Annotated in this window: 17 protein-coding genes; 2 read left to right on the top strand and 15 right to left on the bottom strand. The window is 66.7% G+C overall.

Going from position 1 to position 17,211, the window contains the following annotated elements; genetic code table 11:
• Positions 1-76: 76 nt before the first annotated feature.
• The 15 genes from mnhG to LXM94_RS14220 form a co-directional block, all read right to left on the bottom strand.
• A complete protein-coding gene (gene mnhG / locus LXM94_RS14290) occupies positions 77-475 on the bottom strand; it encodes a monovalent cation/H(+) antiporter subunit G (protein ID WP_235772139.1) in 399 nt (132 codons plus the stop codon).
• A complete protein-coding gene (locus LXM94_RS14285) occupies positions 472-753 on the bottom strand; it encodes a K+/H+ antiporter subunit F (protein ID WP_235772138.1) in 282 nt (93 codons plus the stop codon). Before LXM94_RS14285 ends, mnhG begins: the two co-directional genes overlap by 4 nt.
• A complete protein-coding gene (locus tag LXM94_RS14280) occupies positions 750-1,226 on the bottom strand; it encodes a Na+/H+ antiporter subunit E (protein ID WP_235772137.1) in 477 nt (158 codons plus the stop codon). The genes LXM94_RS14285 and LXM94_RS14280 overlap by 4 nt, the downstream gene beginning before the upstream one ends.
• A gap of 2 nt (positions 1,227-1,228) precedes the next feature.
• On the bottom strand, positions 1,229-2,848 hold the full coding sequence (locus LXM94_RS14275) for a monovalent cation/H+ antiporter subunit D (RefSeq protein WP_235772136.1): 1,620 nt from the start codon (positions 2,846-2,848) through the stop codon (positions 1,229-1,231).
• Entirely contained in the window at positions 2,845-3,183 is a 339-nt protein-coding gene (locus LXM94_RS14270; RefSeq protein ID WP_235772135.1) for a Na+/H+ antiporter subunit C, read from the bottom strand. Before LXM94_RS14270 ends, LXM94_RS14275 begins: the two co-directional genes overlap by 4 nt.
• The gene (locus LXM94_RS14265; protein ID WP_235772134.1) at positions 3,183-6,092 is read right to left on the bottom strand and encodes a monovalent cation/H+ antiporter subunit A; all 2,910 of its coding nucleotides are present in this window, start codon (positions 6,090-6,092) and stop codon (positions 3,183-3,185) included. The genes LXM94_RS14270 and LXM94_RS14265 overlap by 1 nt, the downstream gene beginning before the upstream one ends.
• A 245-nt stretch (positions 6,093-6,337) precedes the next feature.
• On the bottom strand, positions 6,338-7,651 hold the full coding sequence (locus LXM94_RS14260; RefSeq protein ID WP_235772133.1) for an aspartate aminotransferase family protein: 1,314 nt from the start codon (positions 7,649-7,651) through the stop codon (positions 6,338-6,340).
• 15 nt (positions 7,652-7,666) lie between these two features.
• The gene (locus tag LXM94_RS14255) at positions 7,667-8,335 is read right to left on the bottom strand and encodes a cysteine hydrolase family protein (RefSeq protein WP_235772132.1); all 669 of its coding nucleotides are present in this window, start codon (positions 8,333-8,335) and stop codon (positions 7,667-7,669) included.
• Positions 8,332-9,360, bottom strand: a complete 1,029-nt coding sequence (locus LXM94_RS14250; RefSeq protein WP_235772131.1) for a branched-chain amino acid ABC transporter permease — start codon at positions 9,358-9,360, stop codon at positions 8,332-8,334. The genes LXM94_RS14255 and LXM94_RS14250 overlap by 4 nt, the downstream gene beginning before the upstream one ends.
• 11 nt (positions 9,361-9,371) lie before the next feature.
• Positions 9,372-10,262: a branched-chain amino acid ABC transporter permease gene (locus LXM94_RS14245; protein WP_235772130.1), complete on the bottom strand. Its 891-nt coding sequence runs from the start codon at positions 10,260-10,262 to the stop codon at positions 9,372-9,374.
• A 4-nt stretch (positions 10,263-10,266) separates the two neighbouring features.
• A complete protein-coding gene (locus tag LXM94_RS14240) occupies positions 10,267-10,974 on the bottom strand; it encodes an ABC transporter ATP-binding protein (RefSeq protein ID WP_235772170.1) in 708 nt (235 codons plus the stop codon).
• A 22-nt stretch (positions 10,975-10,996) separates the two neighbouring features.
• A complete protein-coding gene (locus LXM94_RS14235; protein ID WP_235772129.1) occupies positions 10,997-11,731 on the bottom strand; it encodes an ABC transporter ATP-binding protein in 735 nt (244 codons plus the stop codon).
• 54 nt (positions 11,732-11,785) lie between these two features.
• Entirely contained in the window at positions 11,786-12,955 is a 1,170-nt protein-coding gene (locus LXM94_RS14230; protein WP_235772128.1) for an ABC transporter substrate-binding protein, read from the bottom strand.
• 120 nt (positions 12,956-13,075) lie between these two features.
• Positions 13,076-13,726, bottom strand: a complete 651-nt coding sequence (locus LXM94_RS14225) for an isochorismatase family cysteine hydrolase (protein WP_235772127.1) — start codon at positions 13,724-13,726, stop codon at positions 13,076-13,078.
• Positions 13,716-14,531: an N-formylglutamate amidohydrolase gene (locus tag LXM94_RS14220; RefSeq protein ID WP_235772126.1), complete on the bottom strand. Its 816-nt coding sequence runs from the start codon at positions 14,529-14,531 to the stop codon at positions 13,716-13,718. Before LXM94_RS14220 ends, LXM94_RS14225 begins: the two co-directional genes overlap by 11 nt.
• Before the next feature lie 160 nt (positions 14,532-14,691).
• Here LXM94_RS14220 and LXM94_RS14215 point away from each other — a divergent pair, with 160 nt between their 5' ends.
• Together LXM94_RS14215 and LXM94_RS14210 are read left to right on the top strand one after the other, a co-directional pair.
• Positions 14,692-15,591, top strand: a complete 900-nt coding sequence (locus LXM94_RS14215; protein WP_235772125.1) for a MurR/RpiR family transcriptional regulator — start codon at positions 14,692-14,694, stop codon at positions 15,589-15,591.
• A complete protein-coding gene (locus LXM94_RS14210; protein ID WP_235772124.1) occupies positions 15,581-16,894 on the top strand; it encodes a type I glutamate--ammonia ligase in 1,314 nt (437 codons plus the stop codon). Before LXM94_RS14215 ends, LXM94_RS14210 begins: the two co-directional genes overlap by 11 nt.
• Positions 16,895-17,211 lie beyond the last annotated feature (317 nt).

The raw sequence follows: 17,211 nt of genomic DNA, 5'->3' as shown, positions 1-17,211 counted from the left end.
CCCCGCGCTTCTTCCGCCGCGTCCCGAAGCCCCGATCTACAAGCCGCCGCCTGCGATGTCGAGGCCGGCGCCGGCGTCAGGGTTCCCGAACGATGGCGGCGGCGGGTTCGTCGACGGGCGGCCGCGCGCCGGTCTCGAGGGCCGGGAGGTCGTTTCCCTCCATGCGGTCGCGCTGCACCGCCGCGCCACCGAGCAGCATCAGCGTGACCGGCGTCGTGACCGTCACGAAAAGGCCGATCAGGATCTCGTGCAGCACCGGACGGGTCGAGAGCACGCTGAAGAACAGCATGGAGGCGACGACGATGCCGCCCGCGCCCCAGCTCGTGCCGAGCGTCGGCATGTGGATGCGCTCGTAGAAGCTCGTCATGCGCAGCAGGCCGACGGCGCCGATCAGCGTCAGCGCCGAACCGAGGAGCAGGAAGAACGAGACGAGGACGGCTGCCCAGAGCGGAACCGCGGCATAGTGCTCCATCATTCGATCACCTCGCCGCGCATGAGGAATTTCGCCAGCGCCGCCGTCGCGACGAAGCCGAGCAGGCCAATGACGAGGGCCGCCTCGAAATAGACGGTCTCGCCCGTGGCGATGCCGAAGGTGATCAGCAGCAGCATGGCGCAGACGTAAAGCGTATCGAGACCGAGCACCCGGTCCTGCGCACGCGGCCCGCCGAGAATGCGCGCCAGCGTGCAGGCCATGGCGAGCGAGAGCAGGATCTGGGCCACGGTGACCGACCAGGAAAGCAGCATCGCACTCATCCGAATATCTCCCTCAACGGTTTCTCGTAGCGGTTCTTGACGGTGTCCCGCCAGGCGTCCGCATCCTTCAGGTCGAGCACGTGCATGAGCAGCGTGCCGTCGGCGGCATTGTATTCGAGCCAGGCCGTTCCGGGCGTGCTGGTGAGGATCACGGAAAGCACGGCAAGGCCGATATCGCTCGTCAGGTCGAGCTTCAGCGTGACGAAGGCCGATTGCCGCCTGCCGCGCCCGCCCCCCAGGATGATCGCGGCGACGGCGAGGTTGGAACGCATGATGTCGTAGGCCAGCACCACGGCCAGTCGTGCAAGCAGATCCCAGCGGCGGATCACCGGCTTGTCGGGACGCAGCGCCGCCATGCCCCAGGTGGCGACGAGCGCCACGACGCTGCCGAGCAGCAGATGGCCGAGCGAGAAACCGTTCAGCAGCAGCCAGAAGACGACGAGGAGAAGGAAGAGCAGCGGATAGGGAAGCATGGTCAGTCCGACGCCTCCACCTGGCCGCCGTCCGGCACCGGCCGTCCGGCGCGATGGGCGCCGCGAACCGCCTCGATATACTGCTGCGGCGCCTTGAGCCCCGCAACGGTGTCCGTCATGAACCGCATCGCCGTGCCCGCCTGCGCGGTCAGGAAGACGGTGACGAGCAGCAGCAGCATGACCGGCGCGATCTCGATGACGAAGACCCGCGGCACGGTGCCCTCCATCGAGGCCCAGAAGGTGCGGATGCCGGCACGCGTCAGCGAGATCAGCGCCGCGAGGCCGGACAGCACGATCAGCGCCACGACGAACCAAGTCGAGGGCGCGATCGTTCCCGCGCCGGCGCCGACCATGCCCGTCAGGATCGCGAACTTGGCGATGAAGCCGGAGAGCGGCGGCAGGCCGGAGAGCAGGATGCCGCAGGCCGCGAAGCACAGGCCGAGCACCGCCATGGTGCCCGGCATGGTGACGCCGATCTCGACCTCCTCGCCCTCGTCGCCCTCGCCGTAGGCCTCCATGGTGACGGCGAGAACGGCCGCGCCCGCATCCTGGCCCCGCTCGACCAGTTCGATCAGCATGAAGAAGGCGCCGAGCGTGACGGTGGAACTCACGAGATAGAGCAGCGCGCCGGCCGCCACCTCGCCATCTCCCGTACCGAGCACGGTGAGCAGCGTGCCGGAAGAGACCAGTACCGAGAAGCCCGCAAGCCGGCCGAGCGCCTGCGACGCGAGCACGCCGATCGCCCCGAAGGCAATGGTGGCCATGCCGCCGTAGAGCAGGACCGAAAGGCCGAAGCCGTCCTGCGGACCCTCGCCGAAAACGAGCAGCGACAGGCGCAGGATGACGTATATGCCCACCTTGCTGGCGATAGCCAGGATGCCCGCGACGGGCGCTGCGGCTGCGCTATAGGCATTGGGCAGCCAGAAGTTCAGCGGCCACATGCCGGCCTTGATGAGGAAGACCACGCCGAGGATGCCGGCGCCCGCCTCGAGCAGGGCGCGGCGATCGCCTTCGATTTCCCCGATCCGCACAGCGAGATCCGCCATGTTCAGCGTTCCGGCCGAGCCGTAGACGAGGCTGACGCCGATGAGGAAGAGCAGCGCCGCGACGAGGTTCAGCGCGATGTAGTGCATGCCCACCTTGACACGCTGCTGGCCGGAGCCGTGCAGCAGCAGCCCGTAGGACGCGGCAAGCATGACCTCGAAGAAGACGAAGAGGTTGAAAAGGTCGCCGGTCAGGAACGAGCCGTTGAGCCCCATCAGCAGGAGCTGGAACATCGTGTGGAAATGCGAGCCCGCCGCATGCCAGCGGGCGAGCGAGAAGACGAGGCTCGGAATGGCGAGCAGCGCCGTCAGCGCCAGCATGAGCGCGGAAAGCCGGTCGAGCACGAGCACGATGCCGAAGGGCGCCGGCCAGTTGCCGAGCAGGTAGACGTCCGGCACGGCCGCCGTGCTCGCGGCACGGAAGAGCGTGGTGACAACGGCGGCGAGCACGATGCAGGCGCCGACGCTGATCAGCGCCTTGGCCACGCGCTGGCGCTCGTCGAGCAGCAGCAGCAGCGCCGCCGTGGCGAGCGGCACCAGAATCGGCGCGACGATGAGGTGGTGCGTCCAGCCGGTCATCGCGACTGCTCCCTGCCGTCGACATGGTCCGTTCCGGTCAGGCCCCTGGAGGCGAGCAGCACGACGAGGAAGAGCGCCGTCGTCGCAAAGCCGATGACGATGGCGGTGAGCACGAGCGCCTGCGGCACGGGATCGGTGAGCGTCGTCGGGTCGACGCCTTCCTTCAGGATGGCGGCCGCATTGGACTTCACGCCGCCGACGCCGAAGATGAAGAGGTTCACGGCATAGGAAAGCAGCGATAAGCCGACGATGACCTGGTAGGTGCGCGGCCGCAGGATGAGCCAGACGCCGGATCCCGTCATGACGCCGATGCCGAGGGCGAGGATGAGTTCCACTACGCGTCCTCCTGCCGGACGGGCTGGCGCGCCCGGTGCGTACGGATCGACTGGTGCGCGAGCGCGATCAGGATCAGCACGGTGGCGCCGACGACGAGCGCAAAGACGCCGAGATCGAAGAGCAGGGCGGTGGCGGCCGGCACCTTGCCGATCGCCGGCACGTCGACATAGGTGAAGGACGAGGTGAGGAAGGGGTGGCCGAAGACGAAGGATCCGACGCCCGTCGCCACCGCCGTCAGCAGGCCCATGCCCATCCAGCGCAGCGGCAGGATGCGCAGGCGGTCCTCCGCCCAGCGCGCACCACCGACGAGATATTGCAGCAGGAAGGAGATCGCCATGGCGACGCCCGCCGCGAAGCCGCCGCCCGGCAGGTCGTGGCCGCGCATGAAGAGATAGACGGAGAAGGTGATGATCACCGGAAAAAGCCACTGCATGATGACCGAAGGCACCATCATGTAGTCGCGGATCGTCTCGCCCTCGCTGCGCTCCGGCCGCGCATCGTCGAAGGCGTTCTGGGCGCGCTGCTGCTCCGGCTTGTCGATGCTGTCGGCGGCCGGGCGGAAGCGGCGCAGCAGCGCGAAGACCGTGACGGCGACGACGGCGACGACCGCGATTTCGCCGAGTGTGTCGAAGCTGCGGAAGTCGACGAGGATGACGTTGACGACATTCCGGCCGCCGCCCTCCGTATAGGCACGCTCCAGGAAATAGCGGGCGATGGCGTCGGGAACGGGCGTCTTCATCACCGCATAGGCAATGAGGAACATGCCGACGCCACAGGCGATCGCCAGCACCAGGTCGCGGAAGCGGCGGAGCCTGGCGGTGAAGGCGATGCTTTCGTCGACCTTCTCACTACGCTTCGGCAGCCAGCGCAGGCCGAGCAGGATGAGCACGGTCGTGACGATTTCGACGAGAAGCTGCGTGATCGCAAGATCGGGCGCGGAGAGCCAGACGAAGGTGAGGCAGGTCACGAGCCCTGCGCCGCCGAGCAGCACGAGGGCGGCGAGACGATGGTATTTCGCCTGATGGGCCGCGCCGACCGCGCAGGCCATGCCGGCCAGCCAGAGCACGGCAAAGACCGGGTCGACCTCCGCGAGCCTGGGCAGTTCGGGAGAAAGGCCCGTGCCGTAGAGGGAAACGACGGCTGCGATCAGACCGGCCGCGACGACGAGACGAAGCTGCGGCTGCATGTTGCGCGTGCCGAGATTGGCCTCCAGCCAGCGCGCCCATTTCCACGAGACGGTGACGAGGATGCGCTCGAAGATGCGCTGACCGCGCAGGTGGCGGAAGACGGGCGGGCCGTCCTCGCAACGGGCGAAATAATCCCGCAGCACGGCATAGATCGCCACACCGCCAGCAAGCGCGATGATGCTCATGATCAGCGGCGCGTTGAAGCCGTGCCAGACGGCGAGGCTGTAGTCCGGCGTGCGGTCGCCGAGCACCGAGACGACGGCGGAATGCAGCACCGGCCCGACGGAAAGGCCCGGGACGATGCCCACCACGAGGCAGATGAGCACCAGGCATTCGACGGGAAAGCGCATCCAGCGCGGCGGCTCGTGCGGCACCCGGTCGAGGTCACGCGGCGGCGGACCGAAAAAGACCGTGTGGATGAAGCGCAGCGAATAGGCGACGCTGAAGGCGGCCGCCAGCGTCGCCACATAGGGCAGGATCCGGTCAAGGATCGAATCCGCATGGGTCTCGACGGCCTGGGCGAAGAACATCTCCTTCGACAGGAAGCCGTTCAGCAGCGGCACGCCGGCCATGGCGGCGCTCGCGACCATGGCGAGCGTCGCGGTGACCGGCAGGAAACGGAAGAGGCCGCTCAGGCGGCGCATGTCGCGCGTGCCCGTCTCGTGGTCAATGATGCCGGCGGCCATGAAGAGCGACGCCTTGAAGGTGGCGTGGTTCAGCATGTGGAAGATCGCCGCGACGGCGCCGAGCGGGCTGCCGAGGCTCAGCAGCGTGACGATGAGGCCGAGATGGCTGATCGTCGAATAGGCGAGCAGGCCCTTCAGGTCCTGCTGGAACATGGCGAAATAGGCGCCGATCAGCAGCGTGGCGATGCCGGCGAGGCCGACGAGAAAGAACCACTCGTAGGTTCCCGACAGGGCCGGCCACAGGCGCACCAGCAGGAAGACGCCGGCCTTCACCATGGTCGCCGAATGCAGGTAGGCGGAGACCGGCGTCGGCGCCGCCATGGCGTTCGGCAGCCAGAAATGGAACGGAAACTGCGCGCTCTTCGTGAGCGCGCCGATCAGCACCAGGACGAGTGCCGGCAGATAGAGCGCATGTCCGCGGATCGCGTCGCCCGCCGCGAGCACCGCGTCGAGGTCGTAGCTGCCGGCGATGTTGCCGATCAGCAGCAGGCCGAGGAACAGGCAGAAGCCGCCGATGCCGGTGACCGTCAGCGCCATGCGGGCGCCGTCGCGGGCCGCCGCATTGTGGTGCCAGTAGCTGATCAGCAGGAAGGAGAAGATGCTCGTCAGCTCCCAGAACACGGCGAGCAGGATGATGTTGCCGGAAACGACGATGCCCTGCATCGAGCCCATGAAGGCAAGCAGGAAGGCGAAGAAGCGCGGCACCGGGTCTTCCTCGGACATGTAGTAGCGGGCATAGACCACGACGAGGAAGCCGATGCCGGTGACGAGCATCGAGAACATCCAGGCGAAGCCGTCCATGCGCAGCGTCAGGTTCAGGCCGAATTCAGGCAGCCAGGCGATCTCGTTGCGCAGCACGCCGCCATCCTGGACGCCGGGATAGAGGAAGAGGGCGGCGGCGAAGCAGATCAGGGCAACGGCGGCGGAAAACCACGAGGACAGACCGCGCGACGCGCCGTGGGGAAGAAACGAGACGACGACGCTGCCGCAGAACGGTAAAACAACCAGCAATGCCAGCAGCAGGTCGGCAGTCATTCATCCCTCGATATCACGTCCAATTCTTCCACGGATCGACGGAAGGGGCAGAATCATCTCCCGCTGAGGCCGAGGCTGTTTGGCGAAGTCGTTGACCGGGAGCGCCGAACGAATGGCGGCGCAGTCGCGAATCCCACTTTTAAACGGCTTGCCTGAAACCGCAACACCGGATCGGATGGCTGCGGCGACACGACCTGTTGCGCGCCTGCTTTTCGACCGCCGGGCAACGGGCGGAGGGCGGGAACCTACCAGCCGGCAAAGCCTTGCAGGAGCGCCGGATCGACACGGCCCGCCGCCACGTCGCCGATCGCCCGGTCGAGGATGGCAATGCCCTCCCGTGCCTCGCTTTCGCCGACGATGAGGGGCGGGGTGAGTTCGAGGACGTTGGAGCGCACGCCGACATAATAGAGGACGAGGCCGAGTTGGAAGGCGCGGTAGGCGACGAGGGCCGCCTCGCGCGCCGCCGGCTGGCGGCCGGCGCGGTCCGAAACCAGCTCGACGCCGATGGCCAGCCCGCGGCCGCGGACGTCGCCGATGAAGGGATGCTGCCGTTGCAAATCCTTCAGGCCTGCAAGGAGTGTGCTGCCGGCCCGCGCCGCCTTGTCGACAAGCCCCTCCCGCTCGATCGTGGCCAGCACGGCGAGCGCTGCGGCGGAGCAGACCGGGTTGCCGTGCACCGTCTGGAAGGAGAAGGCGGCAGCGTGGTTCATGATGGCTTCGGGACCGACGACGGCGGAGATCGGCAGGCCGCCGCCGAGACCCTTGCCGTAGACGACGATGTCGGGCTCGATGCCGGAATGCTCGAAGGCGTTGAACCGTCCGGTGCGGCCGAGGCCGACCTTGACCTCGTCGGAGACGACCAGGATGCCGTGTCGGCGACAGAGCGTCTCGACCTGCTGGAAGAAACCCTGTGGCGGCACCAGCATGCCGCCGTCCGACTGGATCGGCTCGATGAAGACGGCGGCGACCTCGTCCGGCGGCACGTCGCTCGCAAACAGCCGCTCGATATGGGCGATGGCCGCATCCTTCGCCGCCTCGGCGCTGCCGGATGCGTAAGCGTCGGGATACGGAACGAGCGTCAGGCCTGCGGCCCTCGTGCCCTGCTGCGCCGGATGGCCGGAGACCGCCATGGAGCCGACCGTGCCGCCGTGATAGGCGCCCTCGAAGGCGAGGATGCGCGGGCGGCCGGTTGCCGCGACGACGGCACGGGCCACCGTCTCGTTGGCATCCGAACCGGAATGGCCGAACCAGACGCGGCCCCTAGCCCGTTCCGGAACAAGCGTCAGCAGCTTTTCGGCGAGCAGCACCGAAGGCTCGTTCGCTGACGAAAGATAGCTTGCGCCCGCCTGGTCGGAGAGCGCCCGGTCGACCGCCTCGCGGACTGCCGGATGCGCATGGCCGAGGCTTGCCGCACCCCAGGAGGCGGCGAAATCGAGCAGCCGCCGGCCGTCGTCGCCCGTCAGGTACACGCCGCTGCCGCCGACCACCGCCTGCGGAAAGAAGCGCAGATGCGCCATGGTCGAGACGGATCGGCTTTCGCGGGCGTAGAGACCGGACATGCGGTCCTCCTGTCGCTATTTGAAGAAGGTCAGGACCTCGTCGAGTTGCACGACGTGACAGTAGATCATGTTGATGATCTCGAGTTCCCGCCTGTGCAGTTCGTCCGTCGCCGCAGCACCGCAATCGTCCACCACCACCACGCCGAAACTCTCGTCGGCGAGGCTGCGCACGGTGGAGGAGACGCACTGGTCGGTGAAGATGCCGCAGCAGATGACGTCCTTGATGCCCATGTTGGCGAGGATCAGCCGCAGGTTGGTGCCGGTCAGCGCGCTGTCCGTCGTCTTGGTGATGACGATCTCGTCTGCGCGCGGCGCCAGTTCCGGCACGACCTGGCCTTCGGGCAGGTCCTTCGGCAGGAGCAGGTAGTTGAAGCCCGGCTTCTTCTGGCTCAGCGACCGGTCGCGTCCATCCGGCTTCAGGCAGGCGATGCGGGCGAAGATGACCTCGACCTTGCGCTTGCGGCATTCGTCGATCAGCCGCGCGGTGTTCGGGATCGTCACGTTGCGCATGCGGTCGTAGAAGGGCTGCCAGCGGGCGGTTTCCTCCGGCGTGTCCTTCGGGTCGAGATAGGTGTTCTGCATGTCGATGACGAGCAGCGCCGTCGTCTCGGGATCAAGGCGGATATCCTCCGGCTCCTCGGCATTCGCGTAGTAGAAGGAACGATAGGCGGTCTTCCAGGTCACGATGTCGTCTCCTTTTTGCGGGCGGCGCGCAGGATGAGGTGGCCGATCTCGCGGGTCGGGAACAGGCCGCCGGGTTTCAGGATCATCACCGCGATCATGGCGAGTGCCAGCACGATCTCGGTGAGTCCGACCACCTGGCCGGCGCCGAAGGACGTGGCGTTCAGCGCCCCCTCGGTGGCGCGCAGCCCCTCATAGGCGAAGGTGACCAAAAGGGTGCCGATGACGGCGCCGGTAACGGTGCCCGCGCCGCCGATCACCAGCATGGTGATGATCAGGAACGTTTCCTTGAGATAGAAGGCCTTCGGCGCGAAGGAGGTGATGAAATGGCCCCAGAGCGCGCCGCCGATGCCGGCCAGGAAGGCGGCGAGCACGAAGGCCTGCCAGCGCAGCCGCGGGATGTCGGCGCCGAGTGCGGCGGCCGCCACCTCGTCCTCGCGCGAGGCGCGCAGCAGCTTGCCGGTGCGCGATTCCTTGAAGAGGAGCGCCACGATGACCGCCAGCGCCGCGACGGCCGCGACCACCGGCATCGTCGTCGTCTTCGGCAGGCCGAAGAGCGTGCGCGGGCCGTTGGTGAGCGCGCTCCAGTTGTTCATCACCGTGTAGAGCACGACGAGAAGCGCAAACGAAGTGATGACGGCGGCGGCGTCCGACAGCCGCATCAGCGGATAGGCGACGACGGCGGCGACCAGTGCTGCGACGAGGCCGGCGGCGATCATGGCGACGAAGGGCGAGAGTTCCACCACCTTCATGACCTCGTAGAGGTCCGGCAGCGCCATGCCCTTCATCTGCGCCGGGATCGTCAGCACCGCCGACGTATAGGCGCCGAAGCCCATGAAGCCGATATGCGCGAAGGACAAGAGGCCGGAATTGCCCATGAAGGTCTGGAGCCCGACGACCAGCACCATGGAGATCAGCAGGTTGGTGACGACGCGGTCGTAGAGGCGGATGCCGACGAGTTCCGTGCCGACGGCAACGATGACGATGAGGCCGATGAGCAGCACGGCGGTGAGGATCGAGTGTTTCATCGTCGCGTTCCTCATGTGCGCTGTCCGGAGGCCGGCCCCCTGATCAGCCCGTCCGGCCGCCAGAGCAGGATCAGGATGACGAGGCTGAAGGTGAAGGCGTCGCGGAATTTCAGCAGGTCCTGCGGCAGGGTGTAGTTCAGCGTCGTGTCGATCAGCGCCAGCAGGAAGCCGCCGACGACGGCGCCGGGCAGGCTCCGCATGCCGCCGATGACGGTGGCGATGAAGGCGACGAGCAGCGGCTCCAGCCCGATGCCCGGAACGACCGTGCCGATACGCCCGATCCAGAGGATCGCGACGACGCCGGCGAGGAAGCCGGAAAGCGCGAAGGCCGACGAGATGATGAGGTTCGCCGGCACGCCGAGCATGCGCGCCATGGTGAAGTTGGTCGCTGCCGCCCGCATGGCGATGCCGAGCGTCGTCCTGCGCATCAGGAAGCCGACGGCGGCGAGCAGCACGACCGAGGCGCCGATCGTGATCAGGTTGCGCACCGGCGTGATCGCCCCGCCGATCGACACCGTCTGCGAAAAGATTTCCGGCAGCGGCACGTTGCGCGGGCGCGGCGAGATGAAGAGCAGCGCGGCGTTCTGCAGGAGGTTCGAGAAGGCGAAGGAGGTGATCAGCACCGCCGTCACCGATTTCGCCCGCACGGGCCGGAAGGCGGCATAGTCGGTGATGATGCCGAAGACCACGGACATGGCGACGGCAAGCACCGCCATGATAATCCACGGCAGGCCGGAGCCGCTGGCGAGGAACATCGTGTAGCCGGCGACCATGATGAGTTCGCCATAGGCGAAGTTCACCAGCCGCAGGATGCCGTAGATGATGACGAGACCGAGCGCCATCAGCGCATAGGCGCCGCCGAGGCTGAGCACATCGATGAGGAACTGGATCGCGAAAGCCATGGCGTCAGCCTCCCAGATAATGTGCGCTGAGATCGCTCGCCGAGCGGATCTCGTCTGCCGTGCCGGATGCGACGATCGCGCCAAGCCGCATGACATAGGCGCGGTCGGCCACGGCGAGCGCCTGGTTCACGTTCTGCTCGACGAGCAGGATGGTGAGGCCGGATTGTTTGAGCGTTTCGATCATCTCGAAGATGCGCTCGACGATAGCCGGCGCGAGCCCGAGCGAGGGCTCGTCGAGCAGCAGTACGGTCGGCCGCGACATCAGCGCGCGGGCGATCACCAGCATCTGCTGCTCGCCGCCCGACAGCGTGCCGGCGGCCTGCGTCCGGCGTTCGGCAAGGCGCGGGAAGAGGTCGTGCAGGCGCCCGAGGTTTTGCCGGTTGCCGGCGCCGTCGCGACGGTGGATGTAGGCGCCGAGCATCAGGTTTTCGGCAACCGTCAGGTCGGGGAAGACGTCGCGGGTCTCGGGCACGGTGGCAAGGCCGGCGCGCACCACCTGCTCCGGGCTCGCATTGGTGATATCCCGGCCGTCGAGCGTGATCGCACCGCCCGACGCCTTCAGCGCGCCGGCGATGCATTTGATGGTGGAGGACTTGCCGGCGCCGTTGGCGCCGAGAAGGCTGACCAGTTCGCCCTTGCCGACGGAAAGGCTGATGCCGCGCACCGCGCGGATGGTGCCGTAGCTGACCGAGAGGTCGCGCACCTCGAGCATGGGAGCATCAGGCCGAGGAACATCAGGCATGCGCGGCCCCCTTTCCGAGATAGGCCTCGATGACGGCCGGGTGGCTGCGCACATGGGCAGCGTCCCCCTCCGCAATCGTCCGGCCGGAGGCGAGCACATGCAGCCGGTCGCAGAGGCGCATGATGAGGCCCATGTCGTGGTCGATGATCAGCAGGCCGAGGCCGCGTTTTTCCGGCAGTTCGGAGAGCGTGTGCAGCAGCGTCTCGGTTTCCGCGTCGTTCATGCCGGCGGCCGGCTCGTCGAGCAGCAGGAAGCGCGGTTCGGCGGCGAGCGCGCGGGCGATCTCGACGCGGCGCTTGTCGCCGTAGCTGAGGCTGTCGCCCAGTTCGTCGGCCTTCGCCAAAAGGCCGAATTCGGTGAGCAGCGTTTCCGCCCGCTCGCGCGCCGCGGCCCGCGCCACGCCCTTGGCGAGCGCGCCGGCCTCGACATTCTCCAGCACCGTCATCGCGTTGAAGAGCCGCACGATCTGGAAGGAGCGGCTGACGCCGGCAAGCGCGACGTCGCGCGGCTTGAGGCTAGAAAGCACCGTGTCGCCGGCCGTGATCGTGCCGGTCGCGAGCTTCACCTGGCCGGTGATCGCGTTGATGAGGGTCGTCTTGCCGGAGCCGTTCGGGCCGATGAGGCCGACGACCTCGCCGGTTTCGACGGCGAGCGAGACATGGTCGAGCGCGCGGAGGCCGGTGAACTCCACCGACACGTCGTTGATCGCGAGACGCGTTTCAGTCATGGCGTTTCCGATGGTGGCGGGCCGGCAGGTCATGCCGGCCCGATGCGGACGGGATCAGGGCTTCGGCAGGGATTCCGGCTTGCGCCAGCCGACGAAGGTCGGCTTGCCGGCCTTCAGCTCGATCAGCACCGCCGCCTTGTTCGGAACATGGCCTTCTTCCGCCGTGCCGTAGTCGAGGTCGCCGGTCAAGAGATTGAACTGGCCGTCTTCCAGCGCCTTGGCAACGGCGGCGCCGTCCGTCGAGCCGGCGGCCTTGATCGCCTCGGCCATCAGCATGATCGTATCCCAGCCCGTCGAGACGAAGGACGTATCCGGTGCCTTGCCGTGCATCGCCGTGTAGAGCTCGATGAATTTCGGCATGTCCGGATGGGATTCCGGCCCCATCCAGGTGTGGGTGACGAAGAAGACGTCGTTGCCGAACTTCTCGCCGAGCGATTCATGCATCGCCGGGTCGTCATAGGCATCGCCGCCGAGCACCGGCGCATCGTAGCCGACCTCGCGCAGCGCACGGATGATGACGCCGATGTCCTGACCGTAGGACGAGATGAAGATCACGTCCGGCTTCTTGTCGAGCGCCTGGAGACGCGCGAGTTGGGCCGAAAAGTTGTTGTCGCCGTTGGTGTAGGTGTCTTCGAGCAGGATCTCGCCGCCGTCCGCCTTGAACTGTTCGACGAAATATTTCGACAGCGACTTGGTATAGGCGATGAACTGGTCGGTGACGACATAGGCCGTCTTCCAGCCCTTCTCCTTGACCGCATAGTCGGCGGCGACCGCGCCCATCGTGGTGTTCCACATGGAGAGCGTGAACTGCTTGTCGCCGAGCGACCAGGACGAATAGAGCGGGTCGGAGGCACAGGTCGAGATGCCGACGAGGCCGGCCGACTGCGCCTCGCGGCTTGCCGGGCCGCCGAAGTCGAAGTCGCAGGGCGCGACGATCAGTTCGGCACCCTTGTCGATCAGTTCGACGGCGACGTTGCCCACCGTCACCGGATCGGACTTGCCGTCGATATTGATGAACTCGACCGGCTTGCCGAGCAGGCCGCCATTGTCGTTCAGGTATTTCACGGCAACCTGCGCGCCGTTGTAGCCGGGCGTGTCGAGCGGTGCCTGGATGCCGGTCATCGACAGCGCGCCGCCGATGACGATCCTGTCGTCGGCAGCCGATGCGGCGGAGGCCGCAAGCACGAGGCCCGCGGTCAGGAGCATTCTGGACGTCTTCATCATGGTCGTTCCCCTTTCGTGATGCCCTTCGGCGTGAACTGATCGACGGCCCGGCCTTGTCGTTGTCGTGTCGCGGCCCGCTTGTTGTGGTCTCCCGTTTCCGCCCCTTGTCGTCTTTCGGGCCTATCGGCCGATTTCCCTGAGCAGCGCGTCCGTCGTGACCTGCCGGCAATAGCCCTTGATGGCCCTGAGCGACGTCTCGTGCCGCTCCTCGGAATAGGTGCCGCAGGCGTCCGGCACGAGCGTCACGAGATAGCCGAGGTCGCAGGCGTCGCGCACGGCCGATTCGACGCACTGGTCGGTCAGCAGCCCGCACAGCACCAGTTGCTTCACGCCGAGATTGCGCAGGATGTAGTCGATGTGGGTGGAGACGAAGACGCTCGACGAGCCCTTCGGCAAGACGATCTCGTCCTCCAGCGGCGCAAGCTCGTCGATCACCTTGCCGTCCCGGGAGCCCTTCGGCACGTTGAAGCCGGTGATCTTGTAGTCGAGGCTGCGATCGCGGCCGTCCTTCGTCAGGCTCTCGATGGTCGTGTGCAGCACCTCGATATGCGCCGCACGGAAGCCGGCGAGCAGCTTCTGCATGTTCGGGATCGCGACGTCGTGGATGCGCCTGAAATAGTAGCCGTATTTTCCCGTGATGTCGGCGTCAGGGACGTCCTTGAACTCGCCGCCGTCGCGCCGCACGGAAAAATTCTGCACGTCGATGAAGAGGATCGCGGACGCGGCCGGATCGAGGGGGATTTCGCGGGTCGTCGGGTGGTCAGCGGCCATCGGGGATTTCCTTCAGCATGTCGGCGGCGCGACGCAGCGGGCCGGCCAGGCGGTCGACCCATTCCTCCTGCCCGCGCGCATCGGCGACGAGGTCGTTGCGCACCTCGAGAAGCACGTGCGGGATGCCGCGCCGCTCGCCGTGGACGGGGATCGTGTAATCGGAGACATCGTCGACGACATAGGGTTCGTTGAGCCTGACGCCGATATCCGGATGGGCCGCCCGGAAGGCGCCGGCGAGCGTTTCGGCAAGGCGCGGATCGCGGTTGCAGAGCAGCCCGAGCTCGAAATGCCGCACGGCACCGCTCGCCCGCATGACGGGGGTGAAGCTGTGGACGGAGACGAGAAACGTCGGCCGGCCGGCGGCGCGCCGCTGGTCGAGCGCAACGGCGATCGCCTCGTGCAGCGGCTGGTGGATCTCGACATAGCGGCGGCGGCGGTCCCAGTCCGCGATGCCGGCATTGGCCGGCACGTCGGTTCCGTCGCTGCGCGCGACGACGCAGTCGGCGGCTTCGAAGGGGCGGTTGCAGTCGATGACGAGGCGGCTGTAGCGCTGCAGCACGAGCGGCGCCGCAAGCCTTTCGGCAAGCCCGCGCGACAGGCCTTCGGCGCCGACGTCATAGGCGATGTGGCGGTCCATTTCGGCTGCCGGGACGCCAAGGTCGCCGAGCGCCGCCGGCACCGCGCGGCCGGCATGTTCGCAGGTCAGGAAAAACGCCGACGGCGCGCGCGCGTTGACCCATTCGACCGGGTCGGGATCGCCCGCCCTCAGCAGCCTGGTCGTGTCGCGATCTGCCATCCTCAGCATGGAACTCAAGGCCCGACATGCCCCCATTTCTACCGTCGATGGTGCGGGGCAGCATGGGCATCAGTCAAAGAAATTTTTCAATCATAGTCAATCATATTTTTCTGTTTGACTATTTATTTTCAGGAAGCAATATCCGCTTGGAAGAAGGGAAGCGCAGCCGATGAGCCAGGGAAAATCGTCGTCCATCCGCACGAGAATTCGCGAGGCGGCCGTGCAACTGACGGCAAGTGAACGCAAGATCGCCAATGCCATCCTCGCCGACTACCCCTTCACCGGCCTGGAAAGCATCCAGGAGCTGGCGGCGAAGACCGGCGTCAGCGCGCCTTCCATCACCCGCTTCGTCAGCAAGATCGGCTGCGGCGGCTTTCAGGACCTGCAGCGCCAGCTGATCGCCGAGCTCAAGGAAGGCCAGCGTTCGCCGCTCGATCTCAAATCCAGCCAGACGCCGGTCGGCCATTCCGACTTCCTGGCCGAATATGTCGACCGCCTCTCGACAGTGATGCGCGAGATGACGGAGACCGTGTCGCAGGCGCAGTTCGACATGCTTGCGGATCTGCTTGCCGATCCGGCGCGCAACGTCTTCCTCATCGGCGGCCGCGTCAGCGACAGCATCGCCTCGTTCCTGTCGACGCATCTCCGGCAGATTCGCAGCGGCATCCACCACATGACGGACAATCCGGAATTCTGGCCGGAACACGTGCTGCGCATGCGCAGGAGGGACGTCGTCGTCCTCTTCGACTTTCGCCGCTACCAGCCGAGCCTGGCGCGTCTCGCCGAGACAATTTCCCGGACGCGGGGCGCCACCGTCGTCGTCGTCACCGACAAGTGGATCTCGCCGGCCGCACGCAGCGCCGATCATATCGTGGCGCTGCCGATCGACGCCGGCACGGCCTGGGACACGGTCGCCGCCGCGATGGCGCTCGTCGAGGCGCTGATCGTGCGCGTCTCGGAGGCCGACTGGGAGGCGACGCAGAAGCGCATCAACGACTGGGACGGCATCCGTTTCGCGATGCCGGGCTACGATCAGGGCAGGATCAACGGGGACACCGATGAAACGTGAGGAAATGATGGTCGCCTGCTGCGGCGATCTTTCGGGCAAGGTGCGCGGCAAGGCCTTTCCGCTTGCCGACATGGAGAAACGCCTGAAGCGCGGCGTCGGCTGGACGCCGACCAACGTGCAGATCACCTGTTTCGACACGATCGCCGAAAGCCCCTTCGGCTCGCTCGGCGACCTCGTCCTCATTCCGGACGCCGCGACGCGCGTCAGCGTCGGCAGCGAGGAGGGCGCACCGCTCGAGAACTTCGTGCTCGGCAACATCCGCTATACCGACGGCCGGCCGTGGGAATTCTGCACCCGCTCGATCCTCGAGACGGCGCTGGAGAGGCTGAAGCGAGTCGCGGGCGTGAGATTGCTCGGCGCCTTCGAGCACGAGTTCCAGCTCAAGCACCTGACGGACGATATCGGCAAGGCCTTCACGCTCGGCGGGTTCCAGGAGGAGCGCTACTTCTGCGAGATGGTGGTCGCCGCCATGCGGGAGGCAGGCGTCACACCGGACACGATCCTCAAGGAATTCGGCGGCGGCCAGTTCGAGGTGACGATGGGCCCGCAGGAGGGCGTCACGATCGCCGACCACGCGCTGGTGACCCGCGAGATCGTCGGGATCGTCGCGCGCACCGTCGGCTATGAGCACACCTTCACGCCGATCCGCGACCCCGCCGGCGTCGGCAACGGCGTGCACGTGCATCTGAGCATGCTGGACGCGGCAGGCAGGCCCGCGACCCATGACCCGGCCGGCCGGCACGAACTCTCCGGCGTCGCCGGCCAGTTCGTCGCGGGCATCCTCAAATACCTGGACGCGATCATTGCGATCACGGCGCCGAGCGTCGTCTCCTATCTCCGGCTGACGCCGCACCGCTGGAGCGCGGCCTTCAACAATCTCGGCTTCCGGGACCGCGAGGCCGCCGTGCGCATCTGCCCGGTTTCCGACATGAGCGACGTGGCGAAGGCCGCCCAGTTCAATTTCGAGTTCCGCGCCGCCGACGCGGCGGCCAACCCGCACCTGGCACTCGCGGCGATCGTTCACGCCGGCGTGCAGGGCATCGAGGAGGGGCTTGCGGTGCCCGAGGCCACGCAGGAGGACCTGTCGCGGCTTGCCGCCAATGCGCTCGCGGCGCGTGGTTATGTCCGCCTGCCGCAGACGCTGGATGCGGCGCTGCAGCGTTTTGCGGCGAACCCGATCGCGGCCGGCTGGTTTCCGGACGGCTTCGCCGACGTCTACGTCAAGCACAAGCAGGGCGAGATCGGCTACCTCGCCGGCAGGACGCAGGCGGAAATCTGCGCCGCCTACGAGGCCGTCTACTGACCGGCGGAACCAGCCGCCTCTCCCCTTTTCCCCGCTCGTTGCGACACACCGGCGCCCCAACCGCCGGCGTTTCGCGTTCGGTCAGCCTCCGGGGGAAATCCTATCAAGTATTTGATACGTAAGGTGTTTATCCTCCATTTCGAGACCACTTTGACAAATGATATCGAAGTATCGTCATTTGTAAAAATGTAATGTTGACAAATGTCGAAATGGTAATGATATTTGTCAACACCGGACGGGAGACCCGGGCGTGGGAGGTTTCGATGCAGCCGCTGTTGAAGGTCGAGGCTGAACCGCGCCGGGTTTGCCGGAGACCG

It is taken from the genome of Rhizobium alarense (assembly GCF_021555155.1).
GTDB lineage: Bacteria > Pseudomonadota > Alphaproteobacteria > Rhizobiales > Rhizobiaceae > Rhizobium_D > Rhizobium_D alarense.
This window is presented reverse-complemented; position numbering and strand designations above follow the sequence as displayed.